General features: G+C 47.6%; 10 protein-coding genes. 8 read left to right on the top strand and 2 right to left on the bottom strand.

Features of this window, described 5'->3' with window-relative positions; translation table 11 throughout:
* Nucleotides 1-31: 31 nt before the first annotated feature.
* Entirely contained in the window at nucleotides 32-2,092 is a 2,061-nt protein-coding gene (gene ptsG / locus KTG14_RS10275; RefSeq protein ID WP_216970859.1) for a glucose-specific PTS transporter subunit IIBC, read from the bottom strand.
* Between the two features lie 186 nt (nucleotides 2,093-2,278).
* Nucleotides 2,279-3,121, bottom strand: a complete 843-nt coding sequence (gene glcT / locus KTG14_RS10270) for a glucose PTS transporter transcription antiterminator GlcT (RefSeq protein ID WP_216970858.1) — start codon at nucleotides 3,119-3,121, stop codon at nucleotides 2,279-2,281.
* 521 nt (nucleotides 3,122-3,642) lie between these two features.
* Here glcT and KTG14_RS10265 point away from each other — a divergent pair.
* The 8 genes from KTG14_RS10265 (at nucleotide 3,643) to KTG14_RS10230 (ending at nucleotide 12,893) form a co-directional block, all read left to right on the top strand.
* Entirely contained in the window at nucleotides 3,643-4,380 is a 738-nt protein-coding gene (locus KTG14_RS10265; protein WP_216970857.1) for a plasmid pRiA4b ORF-3 family protein, read from the top strand.
* 389 nt (nucleotides 4,381-4,769) lie between these two features.
* A complete protein-coding gene (locus tag KTG14_RS10260) occupies nucleotides 4,770-5,858 on the top strand; it encodes a D-alanyl-D-alanine carboxypeptidase family protein (RefSeq protein ID WP_254178102.1) in 1,089 nt (362 codons plus the stop codon).
* 291 nt (nucleotides 5,859-6,149) lie between these two features.
* Nucleotides 6,150-8,057, top strand: a complete 1,908-nt coding sequence (nagE, locus tag KTG14_RS10255; protein WP_216970856.1) for an N-acetylglucosamine-specific PTS transporter subunit IIBC — start codon at nucleotides 6,150-6,152, stop codon at nucleotides 8,055-8,057.
* A gap of 57 nt (nucleotides 8,058-8,114) precedes the next feature.
* Complete coding sequence (nagA, locus tag KTG14_RS10250; RefSeq protein ID WP_308462001.1) at nucleotides 8,115-9,293, top strand: N-acetylglucosamine-6-phosphate deacetylase; 1,179 nt, start codon at nucleotides 8,115-8,117, stop codon at nucleotides 9,291-9,293.
* Nucleotides 9,290-10,030, top strand: a complete 741-nt coding sequence (gene nagB / locus KTG14_RS10245; protein WP_216970854.1) for a glucosamine-6-phosphate deaminase — start codon at nucleotides 9,290-9,292, stop codon at nucleotides 10,028-10,030. The genes nagA and nagB overlap by 4 nt, the downstream gene beginning before the upstream one ends.
* A gap of 5 nt (nucleotides 10,031-10,035) precedes the next feature.
* On the top strand, nucleotides 10,036-10,758 hold the full coding sequence (locus tag KTG14_RS10240; protein WP_216970853.1) for a GntR family transcriptional regulator: 723 nt from the start codon (nucleotides 10,036-10,038) through the stop codon (nucleotides 10,756-10,758).
* A gap of 123 nt (nucleotides 10,759-10,881) precedes the next feature.
* Nucleotides 10,882-11,616: an SIS domain-containing protein gene (locus KTG14_RS10235; protein ID WP_216970852.1), complete on the top strand. Its 735-nt coding sequence runs from the start codon at nucleotides 10,882-10,884 to the stop codon at nucleotides 11,614-11,616.
* A gap of 308 nt (nucleotides 11,617-11,924) precedes the next feature.
* Entirely contained in the window at nucleotides 11,925-12,893 is a 969-nt protein-coding gene (locus tag KTG14_RS10230; RefSeq protein ID WP_216970851.1) for an NAD(P)-dependent alcohol dehydrogenase, read from the top strand.
* Nucleotides 12,894-13,012: the final 119 nt, after the last annotated feature.

Here is a 13,012-nt window from a genome sequence, read left to right as displayed (position 1 = left end):
TCCGGGTTTGAAGCTGGTAAGGAAGGAGCTTTTACACTTCTTCATTCCCGCTAGTAATTTCAATCAAGTCTTTCGTATTCGCGGCTACTCGGCCGGATGTTTTGATGTTCACTTGCTGTCCTTCTTGGAGGCTCGTGAAGACAACCGGCGTGATGATAGACGGGGCGTGTTCGCCGATATAGGCGAGGTCCATTTCCATCAATAATTGTCCTTGTTCGACAAGGTCGCCTTGTTCGACGTGAGCCGTGAAGCCTTCGCCTTTCAAGTGAACAGTGTCGATGCCGATGTGAATGAGCAATTCAGTGCCGTCGTCCGCTTTCAAGCCAATAGCGTGTTTCGTCGGGAACAAAGTCACGACTTCACCGTTCACTGGCGAGAACACTTTGCCTTCAGAAGGTTTGATTGCAAAGCCGTCGCCGACCATTCTTCCGGAAAAGACTTGGTCCGGTACATCCGTGATCGGCAGGATGTCGCCCGTGATCGGGATGCCGAAATCAACGGTACCGAGGCGTACCGGTGCATCTCCCGCGTCTTTCGCCTGGTCGATTATCTGGGATACATCTTGTTTCGTGCGTGGCGTTTTGCCGTTGATGATGTCTTGCATTTGCCCGCGCAGGTTGTCTGAAACCGGCCCGAAGATTGCTTGGATGTTATTGCCGACTTCCATGACACCGGAAGCCCCGAGCTTTTTCAATTTATTTTTATCGACTGCGCTCTTGTCTTCTACACTGACGCGCAGGCGGGTGATGCAGGCATCGAGATGGGTGATGTTTTGCTGTCCGCCCATCGCTTGCAGGATTTCGTATGGCAGTTCACCGGCAACGGCTGAATCGCCATCTTCGTCTTCTTCTTCGTCTTCACGTCCTGGCGTCATCAAATTGAATTTCGTGATGGCGAAACGGAAGCCGAAATAGTAAATGACGGCGAAGAACAGACCGACGACGATAACCCAGAACCATTCCGTTCTGCCCGGCATGACGCCGAACAGCAGGAAGTCGATGAGGCCGCCGGAGAAAGTCATGCCGATTTTAACATCAAGAATATGCATGATCATAAAGGACAGTCCAGCGAATACTGCGTGGATCCCGAACAATACAGGTGCTACGAAAAGGAATGCGAATTCAAGCGGTTCAGTGATCCCTGTCAAAAATGAAGTAAGGGCAGCTGAACCCATGATGCCGCCGACGACTTTCTTGCGTTCAGGGCGTGCGCAGTGATAAATCGCAAGCGCCGCTGCTGGAAGGCCGAACATCATGAACGGATATTTGCCTGTCATGAACGTGCCGGCTGTGAAGTCGACACCGTCGCGCAGTTGTTCAATAAAGATGCGCTGGTCGCCGCGGATGATTTCGCCAGCGGCATTCGTATACGTGCCGAACTCAAACCAGAACGGCGAATAGAAAATATGGTGAAGGCCGAATGGGATCAATGAGCGTTCCACAAGGCCGAAGACGAACGCCGCAAGTGTGCGGTTTGTGTCTAGGATGAAATAAGAAAGCGTGTTCAGGCCGTTCTGTGCAAAAGGCCACACAAGGTACATCGCGACACCGAGAAACAATGCCGAGAATGCGGTAATGATCGGAACGAAGCGCTTGCCGGCGAAGAATCCGAGAAATTGCGGCAAGTTGATATTGTAGAATTTATTGTACATTGCAGCGGCCAAAATCCCGACGATAATCCCGCCGAAGACGCCGGTCTGCAAGGTTGGAATCCCAAGGACCATGGCGTACGCAGGATCTGAAGTGGCCAATTCTTCTGTGATGCCGCCGACTGCTTTCATCGTGACGTTCATAATCAAATAGCCAATGATCGCGGCAAGGCCTGCGACTCCGTCACCGCCGGCTAAGCCGATTGCGACGCCGACTGCAAAGAGCAATGGCAAGTTATCAAAGATTACACCACCGGCTTCCGCCATGATAAAGAGCAATGACTGGACCCATGGGGTGCCGAAGAATGGTACCGCTTCCACAAATGTGTCTTGTGAAAAGCTTGTGCCGAATGCCAGCAAAATTCCTGCTGCGGGCAAGAGTGCGACAGGCAGCATCAATGCCTTCCCGACTTTTTGCAATGTACCGAATACATTAGTAGACATAAAATTTCCTCCTTTATTGGTAAAACTTACTGCGGATCAAACGGGATGGAACGTGTTTGGCAGAAGCTAAAGCATACAAAAAAGGCATGAGCGGAAAAGGCATCGGTAAAAAAGGGGAGAAGTCCCCTGGATTAACCGTTGTACCTTTTCATACTCATGCCTGATCGAATCAGTAACACGTATGAATCAGTTTGTATGGGTCAAGCGCTGCAGATGAATTGTCAGATAAAGCACTTCCGCTTCGTCGACAGGCTTTTTTAATTGGTTTTGCATTACTTTGATGAGCTTCCAAGCCAGATTATAGCACACGGGGTATTCGGCTTTCAATAGTGCTTCGAGTTTATTTTCATCACCCAGCGATTCGCCGTGATGAATGCGGTCGATCGCCCGGTGCAGATGCTGGATCAGGCGATGGTAATTGACATTGTCCTTGCTGAGATCAATTTTCAGACCCTCTTCGATCAATTCTGTCAGGCGTGAGATGAGTGCGTGGTCGCGGTTCATATCGCGCAAGGATTTGTCGGTCACCGCACTGTGGATGTGGAGCGCGATAAAACCGATCTCGCCTTCCGGAAACACGATGCCCAGCTGGCGTTCGAACTCTTTTACCATGCCTTTTGCTACCTGGTATTCTTTCGGATACAAAGATTCGATTTCAAACAGGAACGAGTTCGAGAACTGCATGTTCTGCTGGATACGTTTGATGGCAAAAGACAAATGATCCGTCAACGCCACGTGAATGTGTTCATTCAACTCGGTGCCCATCTGTTCTTCGATATATAATAGTTGATCATTGATAAATGCGATTAAGTCTTCATCGATATAAGGAATCAAGTTAACGTATTGTTCCTTTTCCGCCTCATCTTTTAACAGGAAGGTCTTATCGGCATGATCAAACGAAATGACATCGCCTTTTTTCCGGTTGAAGCCAAGGCCGTTTCCGATCAAGACAACTTCCTTATAGGCATCATGGCGGGCGATCACGACGTTGTTATTCAATACTTTCTCAATGGTTAATAGCTGTTCCATGATTTCCTCCATTCAAAAAAACGCCTTGACGCGCTAAGCATAATTCAAGTTATACAGGAAAAGGGCATGCGAAAACAAGTTTGGTGCGTGAGTGTCCCTGTGCACGGCACAATTCGGGCGAGGAGGAGTGGGTGGAAATGGTGGCGGGAATGGATTTACAGAGGGCGGGTGGTTGCTTGCGTCCCTGTGCGTGACACAATTCACACGGGAAACGGACCGGTTTTTGTTTGGTTTCGCGGCTTGTCCCTGTGCATCACACAATTTAAGCGGCGGGTAGCGGGTAAGAACGTTGTTGTGGCTGGATTTGTCGATTGCGTGCAGTCAGTTGCGTCCCTGTGCATGACACAATTCCAGTGGGGAATGGTATGTTTTTCATCTAAAAGAGTATGGTTGGTAAAGGTAAATGAAATCTACCATTGCTTCAGCCCTTGTTAATAAATTCGAGCGACGATAGGATGAACAAAGAGGATATTCTAAAACACAGTTAAAAATATCTTAAAGAGAAAGTTAGGGGATAAAACATGAAATCTTATATTATCCGAATCGAATTAGAAGGTTCCGAGCCGCTTGTTTGGCGAAAGGTAGTCATGCCGGCTGGCGCCACATTCAATATGCTGCATGACATTATCCAGCAGGTCAGCAATTTCCAAAGCGGCTACCCTTATGAGCCATATCATTTATTTGAATTCGATTTGCCGGAAGAGGGCATTCGAGTGACGAACGATGAACAGGCTTATGAAGAGCATCAGTATTATAAAAAGAATAAAAAGCTGTTTGCCGAGAGGCTGAAAAATGCCTATCCGAAACACAAGCGTTTTGAGGAGAACTACCAGAAGCGATTAGCAACAGTCGTGCGCCAGCCGGCACGCATTAAAATCGATGAATACATCGAGAAGCTTGGACAGCTGATTTACCGCTACGATTTTGGTGGCGACTGGAGATTCCGCATTATTCTTGAAGAGATTGTCTATGACTATCATTTTGGCTTTCCGACGCTGCTTGCCGGAGAAGAGGCAGCGCCCCCTGAAGATGTAGGCGGCCTTCCAGGATTTTATGAATTCCTAAAAATCTATCGAGATGAACAGCATCCGGAACACGAAGATATGAAAACGTGGGCAGCCGACATGCGTTTCAGGGAATATGACCCGAAGTGGATTAACAGTTTTCTAAAAAGCAGAATGTATAAAAAGACGGAATGGAATAAGATTCATCACGAAAATTACCAGGTGATTGAAGATAAATATCGAAAGACTGAGTAGAGCTGTCCCTGTGCATCACACGATTTAAGCAGTGGAAAATGCATAGGTAGTGGATTTGGGTGTGAAACAGCCCCTGTGCAAGGCATAATTTAGTTCGATAAAGCGGAGCTGAAAACGGGCAGTTGATTCGAGAAGAAAGCACCTCAGAAGATACGAGGGAAGAGAGAATAGCACAAGAATAAGCGGTAGCAAGTAAAGCGGCAGTTGCAGACACAGCGGCACCAGCCACAGTCGAAATGAATGGCTCGAATGACTATCCGTGGAAGGCAGTTGATCTGGATGGTATGATCATGGACGTAGCGAAAAGCTTGTATCCTGGTGCCCAAAGATATGTGACCTGATTTTTATGTGTAATAAAGATACAGCAAAAGAAGATGGAGTTGGTTTTTATGACGAAAAACAAAATGACAACAAAAGCGGTTATCTCAACAGCAGTACTCACATTGGCTATTTCCATCGTGCCAACGGGCAATGCTTTTAGCAATAGCGAATTCGGACTGATTCAAGCAGAGGCGTCGACAGCTACGCACGTGGCGAAAGGGAATTTGAATCTTCGCAGTGGCGGTTCATTAAAGGACAAGATCATTTTGCAAATTCCGAAGGGTGGAAAAATTGAGTACATCTCGGGAAGCGGCATTTGGTACAAAGTGAAATATGGCACGACCACGGGTTATGTTCATTCCGACTACATAACGAAAATCGAAACAGTAGCCCCGGAAACACCAAAGGCAACCCACTTTGCGAAAAGTAACGTCAACCTCCGTACCGGGGCTTCGACCAAACATGAAATCGTGTTAGTGATTCCTAGAAACGCAGAAGTTTCGTATATTTCGAAGAGCGGCATTTGGTATAAAGTGAAGTACGGCACAAAAACGGGCTATGTTCATTCCGACTACCTAGCAAAAATCGGAGCAGCAGAGCCATCGAAATACCCGGCTCCTTCTACGGACACACCGGGCAAATATGTAGAAGACATTCTGATTGTCAATAAAAAGTACGCATTGCCTTCAACTTACAATCCTGGAGTAAATGCGACGGCGAAAAAAGCATTAGATGCTATGATTGCGGATGCAAAAAAACAGAGCGTCACATTAAAGATCACGAGCTCATACCGTTCTTATTGGTATCAAAACACTTTGTATAATAACTATGTAGAAAAGCACGGCAAAGCAAAAGCAGATCGCTTCAGCGCACGTCCTGGACATTCTGAACATCAGACTGGACTAGCCTTCGATTTAGGTGGTGTTAATCAGGCACACTGGTTTGAAGAGTCGTTTGCAAACACCAAAGAAGGAAAATGGCTGGCTTCAAACGCTCATAAATATGGTTTCCACTTGCGCTATCAAAAAGGCAAGGAAGACATCACGGGTTATATGTTTGAGCCATGGCACTTCCGTTACATCGGGGAGGCCAACGCTACTAAAATCAAAACTAGTGGAAAAACACTGGAAGAGTATTTCGATATTCCGGGGAAATAAACGGAATGAAAAGAGTCTCATAGGAGGCTCTTTTTTTTTGCGCAAGTGGCGTCCCTGTGCATGGCACAATTCGAGCGAGGAGAATGGCAGTAGAAGTAGGTTTTTATAGTGTGAGTGATTGATTACGTCCCTGTGCGTGACACAATTTCAGCAAGGATACACGGTTTTTCATCGTACTGATCACTGATATGAAAGCGAATACATTTCTTTAATTAATGCCTTAATTGGTATAGACAACTATACATATTAACTCTATAGTAAAAGCAAGAATACATAAAGGGGTGGAATAAAATGTTTGGTTTTCTGCAGAAAATTGGTAAATCATTGATGTTTCCGATCGCGACACTTCCGGCTGCCGCATTGCTGTTGCGTTTTGGGCAGGACGATTTGCTCGGGATTCCGTTTCTATCGGCAGCGGGCGCTGGGATCATTGATAACTTGGCGATTATTTTTGCCATCGGTATTGCCATGGGGCTGGCTCATGATGGAAATGGCGGAGCGGCACTTGCTGGGGCCATCGCTTATTTAGTTTTAACTTCAGCCATCGTCACCATCAACGAATCCATAAATATGGGCGTTTTCGCCGGTATTCTCTCAGGAATCGTCGGCGGGCTGCTGTATAACAAGTTTTATGATGTGAAACTGCCGAGCTGGCTGGCTTTCTTTGGAGGCAGGCGCTTTGTGCCGATTATTACAGCGGCCACCATGACCATAATTGCCGGCGCACTCGGTTATTTATGGCCACCGGTTCAAGAAGGAATTGACGCGGCCGGGGCGTGGATTTTAAATGCAGGGATGTTTGGGGTTGGTTCCTATGGGTTCTTAAACCGCCTGTTATTGCCGACCGGTTTGCATCATGTCATCAATACGGTCGTTTGGTTCGATTTTGGTACTTTCACGGATGCCAACGGCGAAGTGATACGCGGGGAAATCAACCGCTTCCTAAAAGGCGACCCGACAGCCGGGCCTTTCCTTTCCGGATTTTTCCCGGTCATGATGTTCGGACTTCCGGCTGCTTGCCTTGCCATGTATATGGCTGCGAAAAAAGAACGTAAGGCAGCAGTGGGCGGCATGCTTTTCAGTATTGGATTTACTTCTTTCTTGACAGGGATTACAGAGCCAATTGAATTTTCTTTCATGTTCTTGTCTCCGATATTGTATGTCATTCATGCATTGCTGACAGGAGTCTCCATGATGGTCGCCTATGCGCTGGACATCCGTCACGGGTTTGGCTTTTCAGCGGGCGCCATCGACTATGTGCTGAATTATGGTTTGGCGGAAAATCCGCTCCTGCTTCTCGTCATGGGGCTCATTACAGGAATTGTTTACTTTACGGTCTTTTATTTCATGATCATAAAATTCGATTTGAAAACACCTGGCCGTGAAGATGAAGATGCAGAAGACGGGAATGCTTATTCCGGAGATGATAAAATTGATGTAAGAGCTTACCAAACGATTGAAGCACTTGGCGGAAGCAACAATCTCACGTCAGTGGATTATTGTACAACGCGTCTTCGAGTGACGGTGAAAGATGCTGGGGAAGTGAACGAAAAAGATTTGAAACGCCAGGGCGCAATGGGTGTTATGAAAGTGAACAAAACCAACGTTCAAGTCGTTATTGGAACTGCAGTGGAATTCTTGGGAGATGCGATGAAGAAACGGTTGGCAGATGGCAATCCTGCTCCGGAAAACACGGATCAAGTCCTAGAAGACGCACCGGCTGGCCAAGAAATGACAAAAGAAATTTTAGCTGAAGATTTCGTTATGCCGATAGAAGGGGAAATCGTTCCTTTATCAGAAGTCCCGGATGATGCTTTTGCAAAAGAAATGATGGGGCCAGGGTTTGGCATCAAGCCTTCAAGCAGTATTGTCTATTCACCGGTTGACGGCAGATTGGTTACTGTATTCCCGACCAAGCATGCTCTTGGAATTGAGACTGACACAGGAGTGGAAATATTGATCCATGTCGGGCTGGATACAGTCAAGCTGAACGGCGAAGGATTTGAATCGCTGGTCGAACAAGGGCAGCTGGTTCAACGGGGAGACGCTTTATTGAAACTCGATTTGGCCTTTTTGGAAGCCAATGCGCCTTCTATCGTTACACCAATTGTTTTCACTAATTTATCAGGCCAAAAATTGGATATGTTAAAAAACGGATTCCAGCAGCAAGGAACGGCGTCTATCTTGAAAATTAAATAACTTAAAGAAGCAAAAGCCGGGGATGTCAGTGATGATTTTCCCGGCTTTTCGTAAGGAGTGCTGATTTTGAATAAAACAATATTGATTTCAAATGTGGCCATCGCCAATGCGAAAACCGAAAGCCGAATAGCCGATCTCCTTTTGGAAGGCGGCAAAATAGCAGAGATTGGAGAAAGCCTATCCCGGAAAGCAGATTTTCACATCGACGGAAATGGTAAAAATTGGGTTGTTATGCCAGGGTTTATTGATGTCCATATTCACGGGTCTTCAGGCTTTGATACGATGGATGCGACACCGGAGGCATTGAACGGACTAGCTAGTTCGCTCCCACGGGAAGGGACAACCAGTTTTTTGGCGACCACGATGACGCAGTCGGATGAAGCCATTTCGAAAGCTTTGCAAACCGCCAGTGCTTTTCAAGCCGATGAACAGCAGGCAGAAATGCTCGGTGTGCACTTAGAAGGGCCGTTCATTTCTCCGGAGATGGCGGGGGCACAGCCGCTAGAATATATTATGGCCCCTTCGCTTTCTTTATTCGAAAAATGGCAGGAACTCAGCGGCAAGCGCATCAAGCAAGTGACTATTGCTCCTGAGGCAGATCACAGTATGGAATTCATCAGAACGCTATCAGCGGATGGAGTTGTGGCTTCAATCGGGCATTCGAACGCCAGCTTCGAAAAAGTCCAAGAAGCGATAGCAGCGGGAGCGAAACAAGTCACTCATTTGTATAATCAGATGAGCCCGTTCCATCACAGGAATCCGGGAGTGGTCGGGGCTGCTTTTCTGGAAGAAAGTTTGGCGGTGGAGCTGATTGCAGATTTTGTCCACAGCCATCAGCAATCCGTCCGCTTGGCTTACCAGCAAATAGGCGCAAGCCGCTTAATTCTCATCACGGACGCTATGCGGGCTAAAGGTCTCGCGCCGGGAACTTATGATTTAGGGGGACAGGGCGTACAAGTGAGTGAGCGGGATGCCCGCTTGCCAAATGGAGCGCTCGCCGGCAGCATCTTGACGATGGAAACTGCAGCGAAAAATGTAAAAGCGATCACGGACTGCACGTGGCCGGAGCTCGCAGCGATGACTTCGGCCAATGCCGCCAGACAATTGGGCCTTGAAAATAAAGGCGTTATCGCAACGGGGAAAGATGCAGACCTGGTGATTCTGGATGAAGACGCGAATGTCCAGTTGACAATTTGCAGAGGGAATATCTCATATGCAAAGGAAGAGTTGCAATGAAAATAATTACAGTCGATAATTACAATGCAATGAGCGAGACAGCCGCACGACTGGTAGAACAGCAAATTTCAGAAAACAGCAAGACGGTATTGGGGCTGGCCACAGGAGCCACGCCGCTTGGCCTTTATGAGAATATGATTGAAGGACACAAAAAACGTGGAATTTCCTATAAATATGTCCAGACCATCAATTTGGATGAATACAGAGGCCTGAGCAAAAATCATCCGAATAGCTATTATGCGTTTATGTGCGAAAAGTTATTTAACCAGCTCGATATCCCTTTGGAAAATGTCCATCTGCCCGACGGAATTGCCCGTCCGGTCGAAGCGGAATGCCGCCGTTACGAAGCCCTTCTGGATCGTATCGGGCCGCCGCATCTGCAGATATTAGGCATGGGGACGAATGGGCATATCGGGTTCAATGAACCGGGAACTCCAGAACATAGCTTGACCCATTGCGTGAAACTCGATGAGTCGACGCGGGCGAACAATGCGCGTTTTTTCAAATCGGCTGATGAAGTGCCCCCACATGCAATCACTTTAGGGATTGCCTCGATTCTAAAAAGCAAGGAAATTCTTGTGCTGGCTTCTGGTAAAAAAAAGGCGGAAGCTGTAAAGCGCTTGCTTGATCGAGAAATCAGCGAAGCTTTTCCTGCTTCTTTTTTGTGGAAGCATCAAAATGTTACGCTGATTGTTGACCGGGATGCTTATCAATTGGCCCAAACAGAAAGGCGGTGAATCTTTTGCTAGACAAGCAATCACGGATACCGATGTATGTCCAAATCGAAGAGGAATTGAAGAGCCGCATAGAGCGGGGCGAGTTTCCTGTAGGGACCGCCATTCCTTCTGAGCGCGAACTGACGGAGCTTTTCAACGTCAGCCGCATGACCGTCCGGCAATCCATCACTAATTTGGTGAACGACGGGTTGCTGTACCGTGAAAAAGGGCGGGGCACGTTTGTTGCTTCGCCGAAAGTTGAACAGCCGCTGATCGGCATGACCAGTTTTACCGAAGACATGCAGTCACGCGGCATGGTCCCTGGCAATAAACTGATTCGTTTCGAAAAAATGACTCCCAGCCCGGATATCGCAAAAGAGCTTCAGCTGCAAAGCGGCGAAAAGGTTTTTTATGTGGAGAGAATCCGTTATGCAGATGACAAGCCGATGGCACTTGAAAAGACGTACCTTCCAATCAAACTTTTTCCCCAGCTCAGCAAAGAAGCGTTAAAAGGCTCTCTCTATTTATTAATTGAGCAGGAGCAACAATTGATGATCAGCCATGCAAAGCAGCGCATGGAAGCGGCACTCGTTAAACAGGAGGATGCGGAACTGCTTCAGATCCATGTTCCCTCGGCCATCCTGCTCATAGAAAGAGCCAGTTACTTAACGAACGGGCAGCCCTTTGAAGTGGTCCGCAGCATCTACCGCGCAGACCGCTATAAATTCATTACCGAAATTAAGCGTTAAAGAAAATGAATTCAGTGGCCCCCATTCTGTGGAGCAAACCGAAGTGGCATAAGTGGGGAAAACGAGCCACCTCAAGGAACTGATAAGCCACTGGCTATTTGAATAAGCAGGGAGCTGGGATAAATGTTAACTGCGTACTTTGAAAAAATAAAAGAAAAGCTCCAAGCGATTGAAGCATGTGAAAAAGAGAATATGGCCGAAGCGGCACGAAAAGTGGCCGAAGCCATAAAGCAGGGCAATATCGTCCAGCTATTCGGCTGTGGGCATTCGCATATCTTAACGGAAGAAGTGTTTTTCCGCGCGGGCGGATTGGTGCCAATCAAGCCGATATTGATAGAACCGCTGATGCTTCATGAAGGCGCCGTCACTTCCTCGCAATTGGAACGGCAGCCGGATTACGCCGCGAGTTTTCTAGCGGAACAAGATTTTCGTCCTGGAGATGTGCTGATTGTATTATCCACTTCAGGCCGCAATCCCGTACCCGTGGATGTGGCCCATCACGCGCGTGAAAAAGGCGTGTATGTCATCGGGCTGACTTCCCTGGCCTATTCACAAAGCCAGCCTTCCCGGCATAGCAGCGGAAAACATTTATATAACTCTGTCGATCTTGCCATAGACAACCATTCTGTCGCCGGAGACGCCATTCTTTCAGATGCCAAAGTAAAAGTCCCGTTCGGCCCTACGTCAACTGTGACGGGAGCCGCCATCTTGAACGCCGTCTTCGCTGAAGCGATTGCCCTGATGGCAGCCGAAGGGTTCGAACCGCCTGTTTTTTTAAGTGGTAATATTGACGGCGCAGATGGCCACAACCACCGACTTGTGGAGAAATACCGCAACAGAATTCCTTTATTGTCCTGATGTCCCTGTGCACGGCACAATTCGCTCAGACAGAAATGGCGGCGTTGCTGGTTTTTCTGCCGTGTATAGTCGAGTTGCGTCCCTGTGCAAGACACAATTCACCAGCTATCCATCTAGCCTGGGGCAGGAATAGCCGGCATCAAAGTGGAAGTAATGAAGTATCGGATTGGCAGCTAGTTGGATGGAATTCTATCACCTGCTGGTCATTGAGCAATCTTAAGTCGATCCACTGCAAGGGAACCATGCAAGCTATAGATAATGATGCTTGAGGAAGACATGGCCAAATTGTAGAAAAGGGGAGAAGACACATGAAAGCGATGGTCTGCACGCGTTATGGAACTCCGGATAGACTAGAGCTACAAGAGCTTGAACAACCGCTGCCAAAAGCCAACGAAATCAGCATCAAAGTCCTGGCATCTACTGTCACTGCAGGAGATTGCGAGATGCGCAGCTTTACTTTTCCTCTGTATTTGCATCTTCCAATGCGTTTATTGTTCGGTGTCCGTAAGCCGAGAATGAAAGTGTTGGGGCAGGAATTTGCCGGTGTGGTGGAGGCGGTCGGCGAAAGCCAGAAACACTTCAAGAAAGGCGACCGTGTAGTCGGGTCGACCGGAATGAAACTCGGTGCGAACGCCGAGTATGTGTGTTTGCCGGAACGTTATGCGATCGTCCACATGCCAAAAGAGCTGGATTATGAGCAGGCCGCAACGATTCCGACAGGCGGGATGAATGCTTTATTTTTTCTACGGAAAGCTAATATCCAAGCCGGGCAAAAAGTATTGATTCTTGGAGCAGGCGGCAGCATCGGCACAATCGCTGTCCAGCTCGCGAAACATGCAGGAGCTGAAGTGACAGCGATCGACCGGCAGGAAAAACTGGACATGCTTTTATCAATCGGGGCGGACAAGGTCATTGATTATGAGCGGGAAAATTTTACGGCTAGTGGCGAAACGTATGACGCCATCTTTGACATTGTAGGGAAGAATACGTTTTCACAAGCCATGGGTTCGTTGAAACCAACAGGCATTTACTTAATTGGCAATCCGAGCCTTGGCAAAGTCCTACGGAAGTTTAGTGGGAGAAGGAAAGGTGCAGGGAAAGTGTTTGTGGGTGTAGCGGATTACAAAGCCGATGACTTGCGCTATTTAGTCGATTTATCCGCAAAAGGAAAGCTCACGACGGTCATTGATCGTACTTTTCCACTTGAAGAGTTAGCTCAGGCGCATCATTACGTGGAGAGCGGGATGAAAAAAGGGAATGTGGTTATTGTGCACTGACTGTCCCTATGCTTGAACCTCCAGTGCAACATATAATACTAGCAAAAAATGCATGAAGAATATTCCCGATATTAGGGGGAAGTTCTTCATGCATTTTTATGTTGTGGTGTTGAAATTAA

This window comes from Planococcus sp. CP5-4_YE, from assembly GCF_019042655.1.
Taxonomy (GTDB): domain Bacteria; phylum Bacillota; class Bacilli; order Bacillales_A; family Planococcaceae; genus Planococcus.
This window is presented reverse-complemented; position numbering and strand designations above follow the sequence as displayed.

Coding starts and splice junctions, on each gene's coding strand:
- ptsG (WP_216970859.1), bottom strand. CDS start 2,092: ATGTCTACTAATGTATTCGGTACATTGCAAAAAGTCGGGAAGGCATTG.
- glcT (WP_216970858.1), bottom strand. CDS start 3,121: ATGGAACAGCTATTAACCATTGAGAAAGTATTGAATAACAACGTCGTG.
- KTG14_RS10265 (WP_216970857.1), top strand. CDS start 3,643: ATGAAATCTTATATTATCCGAATCGAATTAGAAGGTTCCGAGCCGCTT.
- KTG14_RS10260 (WP_254178102.1), top strand. CDS start 4,770: ATGACGAAAAACAAAATGACAACAAAAGCGGTTATCTCAACAGCAGTA.
- nagE (WP_216970856.1), top strand. CDS start 6,150: ATGTTTGGTTTTCTGCAGAAAATTGGTAAATCATTGATGTTTCCGATC.
- nagB (WP_216970854.1), top strand. CDS start 9,290: ATGAAAATAATTACAGTCGATAATTACAATGCAATGAGCGAGACAGCC.
- KTG14_RS10235 (WP_216970852.1), top strand. CDS start 10,882: ATGTTAACTGCGTACTTTGAAAAAATAAAAGAAAAGCTCCAAGCGATT.
- KTG14_RS10230 (WP_216970851.1), top strand. CDS start 11,925: ATGAAAGCGATGGTCTGCACGCGTTATGGAACTCCGGATAGACTAGAG.